Source organism: Paracoccus pantotrophus, assembly GCF_008824185.1.
Lineage (GTDB): Bacteria > Pseudomonadota > Alphaproteobacteria > Rhodobacterales > Rhodobacteraceae > Paracoccus > Paracoccus pantotrophus.
On the sequence record NZ_CP044426.1, the window covers coordinates 117578 to 133659 of the forward strand.

The 16082-nt window shown below is 70.2% G+C and carries 13 protein-coding genes and 1 pseudogene; 6 read left to right on the top strand and 8 right to left on the bottom strand.

The features are described from left to right. Positions 1 to 16 precede the first annotated feature (16 nt). The 7 genes from ESD82_RS10995 to ESD82_RS11025 all read right to left on the bottom strand — a co-directional run bounded on the left by ESD82_RS10995 (position 17) and on the right by ESD82_RS11025 (position 8737). Positions 17 to 1345 (bottom strand): M16 family metallopeptidase, encoded by a 1329-nt coding sequence (locus ESD82_RS10995; protein WP_024844039.1) that lies wholly within the window; start codon positions 1343 to 1345, stop codon positions 17 to 19. Next, a complete protein-coding gene (locus tag ESD82_RS11000) occupies positions 1342 to 2751 on the bottom strand; it encodes a M16 family metallopeptidase (protein WP_024844038.1) in 1410 nt (469 codons plus the stop codon). Before ESD82_RS11000 ends, ESD82_RS10995 begins: the two co-directional genes overlap by 4 nt. 95 nt (positions 2752 to 2846) lie before the next feature. Further along, positions 2847 to 3419 carry a DUF3035 domain-containing protein gene (locus tag ESD82_RS11005; RefSeq protein ID WP_024844037.1) on the bottom strand — a complete coding sequence of 191 codons (573 nt, stop codon included), beginning with the start codon at positions 3417 to 3419 and terminating at the stop codon, positions 2847 to 2849. A 31-nt stretch (positions 3420 to 3450) separates the two neighbouring features. Then, positions 3451 to 4146: a signal peptidase II gene (gene lspA, locus ESD82_RS11010; protein WP_024844036.1), complete on the bottom strand. Its 696-nt coding sequence runs from the start codon at positions 4144 to 4146 to the stop codon at positions 3451 to 3453. Continuing rightward, complete coding sequence (gene purH, locus ESD82_RS11015) at positions 4146 to 5735, bottom strand: bifunctional phosphoribosylaminoimidazolecarboxamide formyltransferase/IMP cyclohydrolase (RefSeq protein ID WP_024844035.1); 1590 nt, start codon at positions 5733 to 5735, stop codon at positions 4146 to 4148. Before purH ends, lspA begins: the two co-directional genes overlap by 1 nt. 40 nt (positions 5736 to 5775) lie before the next feature. Beyond that, on the bottom strand, positions 5776 to 7425 hold the full coding sequence (locus ESD82_RS11020; RefSeq protein WP_036764540.1) for a heparinase II/III family protein: 1650 nt from the start codon (positions 7423 to 7425) through the stop codon (positions 5776 to 5778). A 28-nt stretch (positions 7426 to 7453) separates the two neighbouring features. Further along, positions 7454 to 8737 carry an RsmB/NOP family class I SAM-dependent RNA methyltransferase gene (locus ESD82_RS11025; protein ID WP_024844033.1) on the bottom strand — a complete coding sequence of 428 codons (1284 nt, stop codon included), beginning with the start codon at positions 8735 to 8737 and terminating at the stop codon, positions 7454 to 7456. A gap of 54 nt (positions 8738 to 8791) precedes the next feature. Here ESD82_RS11025 and ESD82_RS11030 point away from each other — a divergent pair, with 54 nt between their 5' ends. From ESD82_RS11030 to ESD82_RS11055, 6 genes and pseudogenes are all read left to right on the top strand, one after another. Continuing rightward, positions 8792 to 8965, top strand: coding sequence for a DUF1674 domain-containing protein (locus ESD82_RS11030; protein WP_036747342.1), 174 nt, complete (start codon positions 8792 to 8794; stop codon positions 8963 to 8965). 157 nt (positions 8966 to 9122) lie between these two features. Beyond that, entirely contained in the window at positions 9123 to 10292 is a 1170-nt protein-coding gene (locus ESD82_RS11035) for an efflux RND transporter periplasmic adaptor subunit (protein WP_024844032.1), read from the top strand. 3 nt (positions 10293 to 10295) lie between these two features. After that, on the top strand, positions 10296 to 13394 hold the full coding sequence (locus tag ESD82_RS11040) for an efflux RND transporter permease subunit (RefSeq protein WP_024844031.1): 3099 nt from the start codon (positions 10296 to 10298) through the stop codon (positions 13392 to 13394). After that, positions 13391 to 14433 (top strand): annotated as a pseudogene (gene selD, locus ESD82_RS11045) (selenide, water dikinase SelD). Before ESD82_RS11040 ends, selD begins: the two are co-directional and overlap by 4 nt. A gap of 95 nt (positions 14434 to 14528) precedes the next feature. Further along, positions 14529 to 14888, top strand: coding sequence for a hypothetical protein (locus tag ESD82_RS11050; RefSeq protein WP_024844029.1), 360 nt, complete (start codon positions 14529 to 14531; stop codon positions 14886 to 14888). A 62-nt stretch (positions 14889 to 14950) separates the two neighbouring features. Beyond that, a complete protein-coding gene (locus tag ESD82_RS11055; protein ID WP_024844028.1) occupies positions 14951 to 15370 on the top strand; it encodes a PaaI family thioesterase in 420 nt (139 codons plus the stop codon). A 1-nt stretch (position 15371) separates the two neighbouring features. On the opposite strand, the gene ESD82_RS11060 is transcribed toward ESD82_RS11055, so the two are convergent. Then, complete coding sequence (locus ESD82_RS11060) at positions 15372 to 16067, bottom strand: fumarylacetoacetate hydrolase family protein (RefSeq protein WP_028709771.1); 696 nt, start codon at positions 16065 to 16067, stop codon at positions 15372 to 15374. Positions 16068 to 16082 lie beyond the last annotated feature (15 nt).

Here is a 16082-nt window from a genome sequence, read left to right on the forward strand (position 1 = left end):
GCCGGGAAAGGATTCGTCAATTGGTGGCGTCGATACCCTCGGGCCGGCCGACCAGAACGAAGCGGATCTGGCCGGCATGCAGCAGGCGCTTGGCGACGCGCTGCACGTCCGCGGCCGTCACCGCCTCGATCTTGCCGTTGCGGGTGTTGACGTAATCCGCCGGCAGGCCGATCAGCTGCATCCCGGCCAGAATGCCGGCGATCTTGCCGTTGCCGTCGAAGCGCAGCGCATATTCGCCGGTCAGATAGGTCTTGGCATCGGCCAGTTCCTTTTCCGTCACGCCGCCCTGGGCGAACCGGTCCCATTCCTGGCGGATCAGGCCGACCGCCTCGGCCACCTTGTCGTTGGCGCTGGCCATGCCGCCCTGCCAGGTCTCGCCATAGACGCCGTTCGCAAGGCCGGTGCGCACGCCATAGGTCAGCCCGCGCTTTTCGCGGATCTCGTCCATCAGCCGCGAGGAAAAGCCGCCGCCGCCCAGGATGTGATCGGCGACATAGGCGGCGAAGTAATCCGGGTCGGACATGGGCAGGCCGGGCTGGGCAAAGCTGACCACCGTCTGCGGGCTGTCCCAGTCGATCACCGTCACCCCGCCGGTCAGTTGCAGCCGGGCCTTGTCCGGCAGCGGGGCCGAGCCCTGCTCGGGCAGCCCGCCCAGCACCTTGTCGATCAGCCGGCCCAGTTCCTCGGCACTGATATCGCCAGCGGCCGCCACCACCACGCGGTCGCGGGCCAGAACGCGGTCCTTGGCCGCGATCAGGTCGTCGCGGCTCAGCGCCGCCACCGATTCGGCGGTGCCGTTGATCGAGCTGGCATAGGGATGCTCACCCCAGGCCTGCCGCGCCAGCTCCTTGCTGGCGATGGCGTTCGGGTCGGTCGCCTCGGCGCGGATCACCGCCTGCAGCTGCGCCCGCACCCGTTCGACGGCATCGGGGTCGAAGCGCGGCTCGGCCAGTGCCTGGCGCAGCAATTCGGCCGCCTCATCGCGGTTCTCGGTTAGCATGCGGGCATTGACGGTCAGCGCGTCGTCACCGACATCGAAACGGTTCTGTGCGCCCAGCCCCTCGACCGCCTCGGCATATTGCACCGAGTCCATCTGGCCCGAGCCTTCTTCCAGCAGCGCGGTCATCAGGCTGATCTGGCCGCGCTTGCCCGGCGCGTCCAGGCTGGCGCCGCCCCGGAACATCAAGGACAGCGCGGTGAAGGGGATCGAGTGATCCTCGACCAGCCAGGCCGTGATGCCGCCGGGCGAGGTGATCTGCTGGATCTCGATGGCGCGGGCCTGCTGAAGGCTGGCCGGCAGCGCGGCCAGCGCGACGAAGGCAAGGGCGGCAAGGGCGCGGATCATTCGGCTTCTCCCGGATTGTCGGTATCGGCAGAGACGGGTTCGGGCGCGGAATCGGCGCGGGCCTCGACCGGCGCCTCCGGCGGCGGCAGCAGCCAGCCGGTGACGCTGGCCCGGCTTTCCAGCACCAGTTTCGCGGCGGCCCGGATGTCCTCGGGGGTGACGGCGGCCAGGATGTCGGGCCAGTCGTTCACGTCCTCGACGGTCAGGCCGGTGGCCAGGCCCTGGCCATAGTCATAGGCCCGGCCATGCGCCGAATCCTGGGCATAGACGCGGCCGGCGCGGATCCGGGTCTTGACCCGCTCCAGCTGCGCGGGATCGGGGCCATCGGCCAGGAATTTCGCCAGCGCCGCGTCCAGCGCCGCCTCGGCCTCGGCATTCGACACGCCCGGCGCCGGCACCATCGAGATCGCGAAGGTGGTCGGATCGACCGCGAACCCGTCATAGGAGGCATTCACGTAAAGCGCCTTGCCGGTCAGAACCAGGTCGCGGGCCAGGACCGAGGTCTGGCTGGAACCCGCCAGCAGGTTGGCCAGCACGGTCAGCGCCGCGGCCTGCTGCTGTTCGCCCCGGTTGCGTTCGGGTGCGATCACGCTGCGGATCATCACCGGCTGGGCGACGCGGGCATCCACCCGCTCGATCCGCCGGGGCGAGCGCTGGATCGGTTCCTGCGGGCGCGGCTTGCGAGCGGCATCGGGCTTGGGCGGGATAAGGCCGTAATATTCTTCCGCCAGCTCCCGGACCTGCTCGGCCGTCACGTCGCCGGCGATGACCAGAACGGCGGCGTTCGGGGCGTAATGCGCGTCATACCAGGCGATGGCGTCCTCGCGCGTCAGCCCCTCCATCTCCTGCCGCCAGCCGATTACCGGGCGGCCGTAAGGGTGATTGTAGAACTGCACGGCGCTGCGTTCCTCGGCGAATTGCGCGCCGGGGTCGCTGTCGGTGCGCTGCGAGCGTTCCTCCAGCACCACCTGCCGCTCGGCCTGCCAGTCGTCCTCGCCGATCTTCAGATTGGCCATGCGGTCGGCTTCCATCTCCATGATCAGCGGCAGCCGGTCGCTGGCGATGCGCTGGAAATAGGTGGTGAAGTCATAGCTGGTAAAGGCGTTGTCCATGCCGCCATTGGCGGTCACGGTCCTGGAAAGCTCGCCCGGTCCCAGCTTGTCGGTGCCCTTGAACATCAGGTGCTCCAGGTAATGCGCGATGCCGGACTTGCCCGGCTGCTCGTCGGCCGAGCCGATGCGATACCACAGCATCTGCACGACGACCGGGGCGCGATGATCCTCGATCACCACGGCTTCAAGGCCGTTATCCAGGGTGAAATGGCTGATTCCCTCGGGCATTTCCGCCAGCGCGGGCGATGCGGCCAGCATGAGCGCAAGCGGTGCAAGTCGGGTCAGGATGGTCATGGGCAGGCTCCGGTTCCGGGTCGCGCCATGAACCTGCCCTTGTGCGCGGGTGCGCGCAAGCCTGCCGCCCCTCATCTCGGCGTGATCGGGGGCGATCAGTCCTCGCGCAGGATCGGCACGCGGTCGCGGACGCTGGGCCGGACCATCTCGCCGCCCCGGCTCATGCCGCGCGGGGGCGCGGCGGGCAGTTGCACGCCGGTCGGCCGCCACCGCTCCAGCTCCGTCCAGCTGTCCAGCGTCATCGAGTCATAGGCGCGGTAATAGACATTGGTCCGCGCCAGCACCTCGAGCGCGCGGCGGGAATGGCGGCTGCGCCAGGCCAGATCCTCTTGCGCGGTGGTCTGGCGGATCGCCGGGTCGCGGCCCAGCCGCGAGGCATGGGCGATCAGCGCCGCGTCCGCGGCGCCGACGCCCTGGGCGGAAAGCTGGCCGGGATTGCCGCCCAGCGCCGCTACGGCATCGGCATGGGGCGTCGGATCGGTGATGTTGCCGCCCCCCGGCGTCGGTGTCGGCAGCACGTTCAGGTCGGCCGGCATCTGCAAGGGCCTGGTCGGCAGGATCGAGAACTCGTCAGGGCTGGAGCGGCCGGCGCTGGTGTTCATCAGACGCGGATCGCTGCTGCAAGCGGCCAGCAGCAGCGTGGTCATGGTCAGCGCGATCGCCCGCATCTTCCGTCCCTCTTGTTCTTCCGGCCCGTTCTTAGCGCGTATTGCCGGGCTCGTCACGGGTCTTGTCGTCCAGCGCCAGTTCCGCCTGCGCATCCTCGCCGGGCAGCGTCGGTTCGCCGTTCGCGGGGCGGGGTTTCGGCGCCCGCGGCTTGGCCGGGGCGCGGCGTTTCCTGGGCTCGGGCTTCTTTTCCGGCGGCAGCAGCACCAGTCCCAGCGCACCCAGGAAGATCGCGATATCGGCCACGTTGAAGCTATAGGGGTTGCGCCAGCCCGGCAGCGACATGTTCAGGAAATCCGCGACCGCGCCATAGGTCAGCCGGTCCACGACATTGCCCAGCGCGCCGCCGATCAGCAGCCCGGCCGAAAGTTGGGCAAAGCGCGAGGGCTTGGCGCGTCCGACCCAGATCCCGACCCAGAGGCAGACGGCCAGGGCGATGGCGATCAGCACCCAGCGCATCACCTCGACATCGCTGGCGAACAGGCCGAAATTCATGCCTTGGTTCCAGGCCATGCGCAGGTTCAGCCAGGGGTCGATCACGTCGATCTCGCGCAGCTGGTCCAGCCGCAGCACATGCACGACCAGGTATTTCAGTGCCTGATCCAGCAGGAAGACCAGCCCCGCCACCAGCGCCACATTGCGCCCGACGCGCGGCGGCGGCGGCTTTTTCGAGCGCCGCTTCCGGGCCGCCGGGCTTTTCCGCGGCTTGGGGGTCGCGGTCTCGGCCATCAGTGGCGGAAATGCCGCTGGCCGGTAAAGACCATGGCCAGGCCCAGCCGGTCCGCGGCCTCGATCACCTCGGCGTCGCGCATCGAGCCGCCGGGCTGGATCACCGCCCGCGCGCCCGCCGCCGCCAGCGCCTCGACCCCGTCCGCGAAGGGGAAGAAGGCGTCAGAGGCCACCGAGGAACCGATGGTCAGCGCCTGCGCGAGGCCCAGCGCCTCGGCCATATCCTCGGACTTGCGCTTGCCGATGCGGGTCGAATCGACGCGGCTCATCTGGCCGGCGCCGATGCCGACGGTCGCCAGGTCGCGGGCATAGACGATGGCGTTCGACTTCACATGCTTGGCCACGGTCCAGGCGAAAAGCAGGTCGGCCAGTTCCTGATCGGTCGGCTGGCGCTTGGTCACCACCTTCAGGTCGGCGGGCAGAATGCGGCCGTTGTCGCGGCCTTGCACCAGGAAGCCGCCGGCGACCTGGCGGAAGGCCAGCCCCGGCGCGGCCGGATCGGGCAGCCCGCCGGTGGTCAGCAGGCGCAGGTTCTTCTTGGCGGCGAAGATTTCCTTCGCCTCGTCACTGGCGTCGGGGGCGATGACCACCTCGGTAAAGATCTCGGTGATCGCTTGCGCGGTCTCGGCGTCCAGCGTGGTGTTCAGCGCGATGATGCCGCCGAAGGCCGAGGTGCGGTCGCAGTCGAAAGCGCGCCGATAGGCATCGACGGCGCTGTCGCCGCGGGCCACGCCGCAGGGGTTGGCGTGCTTGATGATCGCCACCGCCGGGCCCTGGGCCGGGTCGAACTCGGCCACCAGTTCAAAGGCGGCGTCGGTGTCGTTGATGTTGTTGTAGGAAAGCTCCTTGCCCTGCCATTGCCGCGCGGTGGCGACGCCCGGCCGGTCCGAGCCGTCCTTGTAGAAGGCGGCGGACTGGTGCGGGTTCTCGCCATAGCGCAGGCTTTGCGCAAGCTGGCCCGAAAAGCTGCGCCGGCGCGGCGTTTCCTCGCCGATGGCGCCGGCCATCCAGGTCGAGACCGCGGCGTCATAGGCGGCCGTCCGGGCATAGGCGATCTGCGCCTGCCGCTGGCGGAAGGCCAGGCTGGTGCGGTCGTCATTGGCGTCAAGCTCGGCCAGCACGGCGGCGTAATCCTCGACATCGACCACCACCGTCACGAAGGCGTGGTTCTTGGCGGCGGCGCGGATCATCGCCGGACCGCCGATGTCGATGTTCTCGATGCAATCGTCATGGGCGGCGCCCTTGGCCACCGTCGCCTCGAACGGATACAGGTTGACGACCAGCAGGTCGATCATGCCGATCCTGTGCGACCGGGCGGCGGCCATGTGCTCCTCGTTGTCGCGCAGCGCCAAGAGACCGCCATGGACCACCGGGTGCAGCGTCTTGACCCGGCCGTCCATCATCTCGGGAAAGCCGGTCACGTCGGCCACGTCCACCACGCTCAGCCCCGCCTCGCGCAGCGCCTTGGCGGTGCCGCCGGTGGACAGGATCTCGACGCCCCGCGCCGAAAGCGCCCGCGCGAAATCGATCAGCCCGGTCTTGTCGGAAACGGAAATCAGCGCGCGCTTCAGCGGAATGCGGTCGGTCATCGGTCGGTAGCCCCGTGCGGTGGATGGCGGATTTGGCCCGTCACCTACCCCCGGAACGCGCCAAGGTCCAGCCGATCTGGATCGCCCGGCCCAGCAGATGCGCGGAAATCACCATCTGCCGCGAGGGGCGCGGCTCGGCCAGGGCGCGGTCGAGCAGGCAGGACGCCTCCAGCCGCAGCTGCCCCACGCCGTCATGGGTGAACAGCCATTCCTCGCCACCCGGCAGGGTCAGGTGGATGTCCTGCCCCTGCTGGCGGGCCTGGACCTCGGGGTGCAGGTGGAAGCGGATGTCGAAGGCCAGTCCCTCCTCCGGACGGACCTGGTCCAGCCGGGCCTGGGCGCTGGCATCCAGCGCCGCCAGCGAATCCTCGCCCTTGAGGCCCATGCCGTCGGGGTCGAGCCATAGCTCGCGCAGATGCGTCAGCCCGTGGCTGGCCAGCCAGCCGTCATGGCCGGCCAGCAGATGCGCCGGTTCCGGCGAATGCGCCGGGCCGCAATCCGGGGCGGTCAGGTTGCCCAGCGCGTCGCAATCGCCGGCCCAGACCAGGTCGGGACGCTCGGTCAGGATGTCGGGCTCGCCCTCCTGCCGGTTCGGGTTCAGCCGCGACGAGGACAGGCCGGCCAGGCACAGCGCCGAATGGCAGGGCGTGGCGCGGCTGGCCCTGGCCCAGAGCGGGCCGAAGCCGTCGCCGGGGCCGCAATTCACGATCAAGGGCTGGCGCGCCACGGTCAGTTCGAAGGCCAGGGTCGAGGCATGGGCGCGCACCGCCGCCGGACCGCCGGGCGGCGGCGCCGCATCCAGGATCAGCGTGGTGCGGGCCCGCGCCATGCGGGCAAAGCCCATGGCCAGCCCGCTGGCCGGCAGGGCGGGGCCTTCGGCCGCGCGCAGGCAGCGGTCGAGCCGCCCGGCCGCGCCGCGCCCGCCGCCATGGAAGCTGGGCAGCGCGCCGTCGGCATGGCGCAGCGCCCGCAGGATCGGCGCGATCTCGGCGATGATGGCGCGCAGCTCGGGCGGGCAGTCCAGCCCCACCTCTTCGGCGACCTCCTGCGCCCAGACCAGCAGCGCCATCGCCTCCAGCAGCGATTCGGGCGCGCGCGCCTCGGACAGGGTGGCGACGCCCATGGCGTCGGCCTCTTCGGCCAGGGCGATCAGCGCCGGCTGCGCCAGGGCCTGGCGGTCGCGCAGCGACATGGCGCCGATGGCGAGCCCCGCCAGCGCCTCGATCCGGCACAGCCCGTCGGTGCTGTCGAACCATCTGTCGCGCAGGTGAAGCAGGTGCTGGTCGAGGGCGCGGAAATAGGGCTCGGCCCCGTCGCGGTCCAGGCCCGGCAGGATCATCCCGGCATGGAAGATCCAGCGCAGCACCCGCCGCCCGGCGACCTGGGGCGCCCATTCCGGCGTCTCGGGCTGCGGCTGACGATGCCGGCGCAGCCAGCGCAGCACATGGTCCTGGGCGATGGCGCGGGCACGGGGCGTGCCCACGGCGGCAAGATCGTCGAGCCAGCCGAAGCCGGCCAGTTCGGCCGCGACGCTGGCGGGCAGGTCGGCGGCGAAGAAATCGCCCGAGAGCGTGATGCCGCCCAGGTGCAAGGTACCCGCGGCGATCTGTTCGCCGCGGCCGGGATGGCCGATGGCCTTGGGTTCGGGGCGGCGCAGGAATCCCCGGGGCGCGACGGTGCTATCGGTCATGGGCAACATTCACTAGGACGGCGCAACCTTAGGTCCGCTCGGCGGATTTCCGCAAGCGCGCGATGAAGAACCCGTCCATGCCGCCGCGTTCCGGCCACAGGTCCGGGCGCAGCCGCAAGCCGCCTCCGGGCGTGATCCAGCCCGGCTCGATGCCGGTGGCGCGGGGCGGCTCGACCGCCAGGCCGGGATGGCGGGCCAGGGCGGCGGCCAGCTGGTCCTCGCCCTCGGCCGGCAGGAGCGAGCAGGTGGCATAGACCAGCCGCCCGCCGGGCTTGAGCAGCGTGAGTGCATGGTCGATCAGCCGCGCCTGCAATCCGGTCAGTTCGGCAAGGCCGGCACCGTCGCGGATGCGCGGCAGCTCGGGATGGCGGCGGATGGTGCCGGTAGCCGAGCAGGGCGCATCCAGCAGCACCGCGTCCAGCGGCTGGTCGGGGTGCCAGTCCAGCGCATCCGCCGCGACCAGCCGGGCGGAAAGCCGGCAGCGGGCCAGGTTCTCGGCCACGCGGGCCAGGCGCGGCTCGGAGATGTCCAGCGCCGTGACCTCGGCCCCGGCGGCGGCGAGTTGCAGCGTCTTGCCGCCGGGCGCGGCGCAAAGATCGGCGATCGCCTCGGCCGGCTGCGGATCGAGCACCCGCACCGCCAGCGCGGCGGCCGCGTCCTGCACCCACCAGTTCCCCTCGGCATAGCCGGGCAGGGCCGAGACCTGCGCGGCGGCGGGCAGCCGGTGCGAGCCGGTCGGCAGCGCCTCTCCGGGACAATCCGCGTCCCTGGGCGTCAGGTCCAGGGCTGCGCCGGCCTCATGCGCGGCCTCGATGGCGCGGGCGATATCCTCGCCCCAGGCGGCGACGATGGGGGCGCGCAGCCAGGGCGGCATCTTTTGCGGCGAGAGCCGCGCCCAGGCCTCGGCGGCGCCGGCGATCTTGCGCAGCACCGCGTTCACCATGCCGGCCGCCGCCTGTCCCTTTGGCCCCGAGGCGCGGGCCAGAGCCACGGCGGCGTTGACCGCGCCATGCGGCGCCTCGCCCAGGGCCAGCATCTCGACGGTGGCCAGCCGCAGGATGCGCATGATCTCGGGCCGCGGCCGGCGGGCCAGCAGCGGCGCCAGCAGCAGGTCGGCGCGGTCCGCCCGGCGCAGCACCTCCAGCGCCAGGCGGCGGGCGCGGGCGCGGTCGGGCGGCGACAGGCGCTCGGTCAGCGCCGCCGCCTCGTCCAGCGTCGCGCCCTCGTCCACCGCGCCGAGCAGGCGCAGCGCGCCCTTGCGCGCCCCGTCCCTGGTCCCGTCCCTGACCGTCTTGCCCTGTGCCTTGTCCAAAGCCTGCCCCTTGCCTAGATTGGTCCGGTCTAGCGTGAAGCAGGGGAAACCGCCATGACCGACCGCAAGGATCTGCCGCCCGCCGCCCAGCGCGCGCTGGCCGAGGCCGAGGAGCGCCGCCGCAAGCAAAAGCCGCTGGAGCTGCCGGTCGAACTGGGCGGGCGCGACGGGCCCGAGCCGGTGCGCTATGGCGATTACGAAAAGAAGGGCATCTGCGTCGATTTCTGATCCGCTGCGCCCGGCCGCCCGGTCGCATGGGTATTTGGAGAACGGAGAAATCCACCCTGCTGGCGAATCCGTGATCGGGAATGAGCCGGCCGTTTACTTGCCATTGGGGTTCGGCGTCTAAACAATGCGCCAACCACCAAACCGCAAGGAACGGCAGATGGCCTCTGGGCAGGGGATGATGAGATGGGCGGCGCTGGCGATCCTGCTGGCGGGCCCGGCTTTCGCGCAGCAGGGACCGGGGGCGCGCGGACCGCAAGGTCCGACCCAGGTCGGGGTGATGGCCACTGCCGAGGAGGACGTGCCCTATACTGTCACCCTGCCCGGCCGCGCCATCGCCTATCAGCAGACCGGCATCCGGCCGCAGGTCGGCGGGGAAGTCCTGGAGATCGCCTATGATCCCGGCAGGCCGGTCAAGGCCGGCGACGTGCTGTTCCGGCTGGACCCCGAGACCCTGGCCGCGGCGCTGGCCGCTGCCGAGGCCGCGGTGGCCGGGGCCGAGGCCAGCCTGACCCAGGCGCAGAATACCGTCACCCGCTATCGCCGGCTGGAGGGGTCGGGCGTCTCGGCCGTGGAGCGGGCCAATGCCGAGGTGGCGCTGAAACAGGCCGAGGCCGACCTGAAATCGGCCGAAGCCGCGCGGGACGCGGCGCGGCTGGCCTTGCAGCGCACCGAGATCAGGAGCCCGCTGGACGGGGTGGCGGATGTGGCGGCGGTCTCGGTCGGGGATCTGGTGACGGCAAGCCAGTCCGAATCGCTGACCACCATCACCCAGCTCGACCCGATCTATGTCGATGTCTCGGAATCCAGCGCCCGCATGCTGCGCAACCGGGCGCGCATCAGTGCCGGCCAGCTGGTCGTCAACGGCGGGGTAACGACGCAGCTGATCCTGGAGACCGGCGAGGAATACCAGGGCGAGGGGCGGATCGTCAGCCCCGGCATCGCGGTCTCGCCCACCACCGGCACGGTGCCGATCCGGCTGCAATTCGACAATCCCGACCGGATGATCCTGCCCGGCCAGTTCCTGCGCGTGCAGCTGACGCTGGGCACCACCCGCGCCGTGCTGGTGCCGCAGCGCGCGACCAGTCGCGCCTCGGACGGCACGCTGACCGCCTTTGTCGCCCGCGACGGCAAGGCGCAGCAGGTCACGCTGAGCGAACAGGGCAGCTATCGCAACAGCTGGATCGTCACCCAGGGCATCAATCCGGGCGAGCAGCTGATCGTGGACGGGCTGGAAAACCTGCGCGCCGGCGCCGAAATCGCCACCGTCCCCGTCACCATCGACGCCCAGGGCGTCGTGCGCGAGGTCGATGAGCGCGGGGAAGGCTAGGACATGGCGCAATTCTTCATTCACCGCCCGGTCTTTGCCTGGGTGCTGGCCATCGTGACCATGCTGATCGGCACCTGGTCGCTGATCGGCCTGCCGGTCTCGCAATATCCCGACATCGCGCCGACCACGATCCGCATCACCGCCAGCTATTCCGGGGCGACGGCGCGGGCGGTGCAGAACTCGGTCACCACGCCGATCGAGGATGCGCTGACCGGGCTGGACGGGCTGCTCTATACCATCTCGACGGCCTCGACCGGGCGCAGCGTGATCGAGATGGTCTTCGACGACAGCGTGGACCCGGTCGATGCGCTGAACGAGGTGCAGTCCAAGGTCCGCTCGGTCGAAAGCCGGCTGCCGACGCCGGTGCAGAACGACGGCGTGTCGGTCACGCGCTCGTCCTCGTCGATCCTGATGGTCGGCTCGCTGGTCTCGACCACCGGGCAGCATTCCACCATCGAGCTGGGCAACCTGCTGGAGCAGGTGGTCGAGGGCCCGGTCAAGCGCACCGAGGGCGTGGGCGGGGTCAATGTCTTTGGCTCGGGCTATGCCATGCGGATCTGGATGGACCCGCTGCGGCTGGCGCAGTTCCAGCTGACCCCCACCGACCTGACCACCGCCGTGGCGCAGCAGAACAGCACCGTCTCGGTCGGCGCGCTGGGCGAGCAGCCGGTGGTGGCGGGCCAGCAGTTCACCGCCAACATCACCGCGCAAAGCCAGCTGACCTCGGTCGAGGATTTCCGCAACATCCTGCTGAAGACCGGCGAGGACGGCGCCACCGTGCGGCTGGGCGACGTGGCCGAGGTCGAGATCGGCCAGACCCGCTATGGCCGCGATTCGCGCTATAACGGCATGAACGCCTCGGGCTTCGCGGTGAACCTGGCCACCGGCGCCAACGCGGTCGAGACGGCCAGCGCGGTGCGCGCCACGCTGGAGGGGCTGAAGAACGCCCTGCCCGAGGGGGTCGAGGTGCATATCGCCTATGACACCGCGCCCTTCGTCGAACTGTCGATCGAGAAGGTCTATCACACGCTGATCGAGGCCATCGGGCTGGTCTTCCTGGTGATCCTGCTGTTCTTGCAGAACTGGCGCGCGACGCTGATCCCGATCATCGCCATTCCGGTCGTGCTGCTGGGCACCTTCGGCATGCTGGCGGCGCTGGGATATTCGGTCAATACGCTGACCATGTTCGCCATGGTGCTGGCCATCGGCCTTTTGGTGGACGACGCCATCGTCGTGGTCGAGAACGTCGAGCGGGTGATGGAGGAGGACGGGCTGGGCCCGGTCGAGGCCACGGAAAAGAGCATGGGCCAGATCAGCGGCGCGCTGGTCGGCATCGCGCTGGTCCTGTCGGCGGTGTTCCTGCCCATGGGCTTCATGCCCGGCTCGACCGGGGTGATCTATCGCCAGTTCTCGGTCACGATCATCACCGCCATGGTGCTGTCCCTGCTGGTGGCGCTGATCCTGACCCCGGCGATGTGCGCGAGCCTGCTGCGCCAAAGCCACGGCCCGGCGCGCTTTGCCCCCGCCCGCTGGTTCAATGCGGGCTTCGAGCGGGTGACGCGCGGCTATTCCGCCACCGTGCGCCGCAGCCTGCGCCGGCCGTTCCTGGTCATGCTGCTGCTGGCCGCGATCAGCTATGGCGCCACCGACCTGTTCGGCCGCATGCAAACCACCTTCATCCCCGGCGAGGACCAGGGCGTGCTGCAATCGCGCATCACCCTGACCGAGGGCTCGACCGCGCAGCAGACCGCCGCCGTGGTGCAGGAGATCGAGCAATACATGCTGACCGAGGAAAGGGAGGCGGTGGATTCGGTCTTTGTCGCCATGGGCTTCGGCTTTTCGGGCACCTCGCAAAGCCGGGCCATGGTCTTTGTCAAGCTGCGCGACTTCGACCAGCGCAAGGATCCGGCGCTTTCGGCCAGCGCCGTCGCCTCGCGTGCCAATGCACGCTTCCAGAACCATCGGGCGGGACGCATCACCTTCCTGCAGCCGCCGGCGATTCCGCGGCTGGGCAATGCGGCCGGCTTCAGCATGTTCCTGCTGGACCAGTCCGGCGGTGGGACCGAGGCGCTGACCCAGGCCGCCGAGGCGCTGGAGCGGGCGGCGGCCGAGGATCCGCGCCTGCAAAGCGTCGAAAGCAGCGGCACCGAATCCGAGGCGGCGCTGAAGATCGACATCGACCAGCAAAAGGCGGAAAGCCTGGGCGTCAGCCTGTCAGGGGTGAATGCCATGCTCTCGACCATCTTCGCCGGGACCGAGGTGAACGATTTCTCGCTGGGCGCGCAATTGCGGCCGGTGATCGTCCAGGGGGCGGCGGCCAACCGCATGCAGCCCGAGGACGTGGACAGCTGGTATGCCCGCAACGCCAATGGCGAGATGGTGCCCTTTACCGCCTTCATGACCACCCGCTGGGAGCCGGTCGAGCCGAGCCTGTCGCGCATGGACAGTATCGACGCCATCGAGATCACCGGCCAGCAGAGCGACAGCGCCAGCTCGGGCGAGGCGATGGCGGCCATGGAGGAACTGGTGGCGCAGCTTCCCGGCGGCTATGGCACGGCCTGGACCGGGCTTTCCTATCAGGAGCGGCAATCGGGCAACCAGGCGCCCTGGCTTTTCGCGCTGTCGGCGCTGGTGGTGTTCCTGTCGCTGGCGGCGCTTTACGAAAGCTGGTCGGTTCCGTTCTCGGTCATGCTGGCGGTGCCGGTCGGCGTCCTGGGCGCAGTGGTGGCGGCGCTGACCTTCGGCCAGGCCAATGACGTCTATTTCAAGGTCGGCATCCTGACCACCATCGGCCTGGCGGCCAAGAACGCCATCCTGATCGTCGAATTCGCCCGCGACCTGGAGCAATCCGGCCGCGCCACCGTCGCGGCGGCGGTCGAGGCGGCGCGGCTGCGGCTGCGGCCGATCCTGATGACCTCGCTGGCCTTTATCCTGGGGGTGCTGCCGCTGGCCATCGCCACCGGGGCGGGGGCGGCGGCGCAGAACTCGATCGGCATCGGGGTGATGGGCGGGATGATGGCGGCGACCTTCCTTGGCATCTTCATGGTCCCGGCCTTCTACGTTACCGTGCGCCGGCTGACCGACAGGAGAGCCCGGACATGAACGACCTTCCCCGACTGACCTCGCTGGCGCATGGCGGCGGCTGCGGCTGCAAGCTGGCGCCCTCGGTCCTGCGCGAATTGCTGGCCGACCAGCCCCTGGCGCAGGCGTTCCCGCAATTGCTGGTCGGGACCGAGACCTCGGACGATGCCGCGGTCTGGCAGGTCGACGACAACACCTGCGTCATCGCCACCACGGATTTCTTCATGCCGATGGTGGACGATCCGCGCGCCTTCGGCCGCATCGCCGCGACCAATGCGATTTCCGACATCTATGCCATGGGCGGCCGGCCGATCATGGCGCTGGCCATCCTGGGCATGCCGATCGACAAGCTGGCCCCGAACAGATCCGCGAGATCCTGGAGGGCGGGCGCGAGATCTGCCATGAGGCCGGCATTCCGGTGGCGGGCGGCCATTCCATCGACGCGCCCGAGCCGATCTACGGGCTGGCGGTGATCGGTCTCTGCCATCCGTCCGAACTGCGCCGCAATGCCGATGCGCGGCCGGGCGATGCGCTGATCCTGACCAAGGGGCTGGGCGTCGGCATCTATTCCGCCGCCATCAAGAAGGGCGCGCTGGACGCGGCCGGGATCGCCGAGATGATCGGCTCGGCCACCACGCTGAACAAGGTCGGCGCCGAGCTGGCCAAGCGGGCCGATGTGCATGCGATTACCGACGTGACCGGCTTCGGCATCCTGGGCCACGGGCTGGAGATCGCGCGGGGCGCCGGGCTGCGGCTGCGGCTGCGGCTGGCCGACCTGCCGCTGCTGTCGCGGGCGGCGGAACTGGCCGAGGCGGGATTCGTCACCGGTGCCTCGACCCGGAACTGGGCCGCCTATGGCGCCGAGGTCGAACTGCCCGAGGGGCTGGCGCCCTGGCAGCGGGCGCTGCTGACCGATCCGCAGACCTCGGGCGGGCTCCTGGTCGCCTGCGCGCCCGAGGCCGCCGGCGAGGTGCTGGATTTCATCCGCGGCGCGGGTTTCCCGCTGGCGGCCGTCGTCGGCCATGCCGAGCGGGGGGGCGCGGGCATCCTGGTCGAATAGCGCCGGGATTCCTGGGTATTTGGGGAACGAAGAAGCGGCGGGCGGCGCGGAACCCGGCGCTGCAGCGGACGTTGGGACGCAGGAGGATGCAGCCCATGCCCCAGATTTCCCCGTTCCGTTCCCTGGCCCTGAGCCTGGCGCTGGCCTGCCTGGCCGCGCCGCTTTCGGCACAGACCGCACCGGCCGCCGAGGAGCAGCCGCAGCAGTCCGCCCAGGCCGCGGCGGGCGAATGCCCACCCGCAGCAGCCCAGGCCGAACCCGCGACGCCCGAGACCGCCTTGGCCGACGGCACGGCGCCCGAGAACTCGGGCTCGACCGGCTGGACGGGCGGCACCGGCGGGTCGATGATCGGCACCAACCCTTCGGGTGCGGATCACGCCAGCCGGACCTGGCAGCCGCCCACCGCCCGGGGCCTTGATCTTGCCGGCCATCCCGAACCGGCGCCGGCCTGCTGATCCGGCGGACGATTGACGCTGGCGCCCCGGCCGCGGAAGATGCGGGCAAAACGGGGACCGCGATGACCGACGACCAGAATCCTGCCGCCATCGAGGCGCATTCGCCCTATTCCGAATCGCTGGAGATGCAGGTGGTCGCCGCCACGCTCGACGAGGTGGTGCTGCGCATGCCGGTGACGCGCAGCCTGACCAATCGCAACGGCGTGCTGCATGGCGGCGCGATCATGAGCCTGGCCGATCATGCCGCCGGCACCGCCACTCATCTGCGCCTGCCCCAGGGCGCGGCCACCACGACGCTGGAAAGCAAGACGAACTTCCTGCGCCCGATTCGCCTGGGCGACGTGGCCGAGGCCCGGCCCCGGCCGCTGCACCTGGGCCGGACCACGATGATCTGGCAGACCGATATCCTGCGTGGCGACGGCAAGCTTGCTGCCGTGGTGATCCAGACCCAGCTGGTGCTGGAATGGAAGGAGCCCGGCTGAGCTATTGCGCCGGACCGATGGTCAGTTCGACCGGTTCCAGCCCCTCGACCTCGCCGGCCAGCCGGTCGCCTTCCGCAACCGCGCCGACCCCGGCGGGCGTGCCGGTCATGATCAGGTCGCCCGGCGCGAGGTGGTAATAATGCGACAGGTCCGCGATCAGTTCCGGGATGGACCAGACCATGTCCGAAATCGGCGCATCCTGCCGCAGGGCGCCGTTCACCTCCAGCCGGATGCGTTGCCTCGCCGGGGTGAAGTCCCGCGCCGGGGTGAGCGCCGAGAACACGGCCGCCCCCTCGAAATTCTTGCCCAGATCCCAGGGATGGCGCTTGTCCTTGGCCCGCGCTTGCAAGTCCCGCCGCGTCATGTCGAGGCCCGTGCCATAGCCCCAGACCGCGGCCATCGCCCGCGCCGGCGCGATGCGGAAGGCGGGGGCGCCGATCGCCACCACCAGCTCGATTTCGTGATGCAGGTCGCGCGTGCCGGGCGGATAGGGCAGGGTCGCGCCACTTTGCCGCACCGCATGGGCGGATTTCAGGAAATAGAACGGCGCCTCGCGGTCGACCTCGGCCCCCATCTCGGCGGCATGGGCGGCATAGTTGCGCCCGACGCAGAAAATGCGGTTTGCCGGGAATCGCGCGTCTTGGCCGGAAACCGGCAGCGCGGCGGGCGGGGGCGGGGGGAACAGATATTCGCTCATGCCCGCGACCCTGCC

Excerpts from the sequence above, each read along its gene's own strand:
- ESD82_RS10995 (WP_024844039.1), bottom strand. The coding sequence starts at position 1,345 with ATGATCCGCGCCCTTGCCGCCCTTGCCTTCGTCGCGCTGGCCGCGCTG.
- ESD82_RS11000 (WP_024844038.1), bottom strand. The coding sequence starts at position 2,751 with ATGACCATCCTGACCCGACTTGCACCGCTTGCGCTCATGCTGGCCGCA.
- ESD82_RS11005 (WP_024844037.1), bottom strand. The coding sequence starts at position 3,419 with ATGCGGGCGATCGCGCTGACCATGACCACGCTGCTGCTGGCCGCTTGC.
- lspA (WP_024844036.1), bottom strand. The coding sequence starts at position 4,146 with ATGGCCGAGACCGCGACCCCCAAGCCGCGGAAAAGCCCGGCGGCCCGG.
- purH (WP_024844035.1), bottom strand. The coding sequence starts at position 5,735 with ATGACCGACCGCATTCCGCTGAAGCGCGCGCTGATTTCCGTTTCCGAC.
- ESD82_RS11020 (WP_036764540.1), bottom strand. The coding sequence starts at position 7,425 with ATGACCGATAGCACCGTCGCGCCCCGGGGATTCCTGCGCCGCCCCGAA.
- ESD82_RS11030 (WP_036747342.1), top strand. The coding sequence starts at position 8,792 with ATGACCGACCGCAAGGATCTGCCGCCCGCCGCCCAGCGCGCGCTGGCC.
- ESD82_RS11035 (WP_024844032.1), top strand. The coding sequence starts at position 9,123 with ATGGCCTCTGGGCAGGGGATGATGAGATGGGCGGCGCTGGCGATCCTG.
- ESD82_RS11040 (WP_024844031.1), top strand. The coding sequence starts at position 10,296 with ATGGCGCAATTCTTCATTCACCGCCCGGTCTTTGCCTGGGTGCTGGCC.
- ESD82_RS11050 (WP_024844029.1), top strand. The coding sequence starts at position 14,529 with ATGCCCCAGATTTCCCCGTTCCGTTCCCTGGCCCTGAGCCTGGCGCTG.
- ESD82_RS11055 (WP_024844028.1), top strand. The coding sequence starts at position 14,951 with ATGACCGACGACCAGAATCCTGCCGCCATCGAGGCGCATTCGCCCTAT.
- ESD82_RS11060 (WP_028709771.1), bottom strand. The coding sequence starts at position 16,067 with ATGAGCGAATATCTGTTCCCCCCGCCCCCGCCCGCCGCGCTGCCGGTT.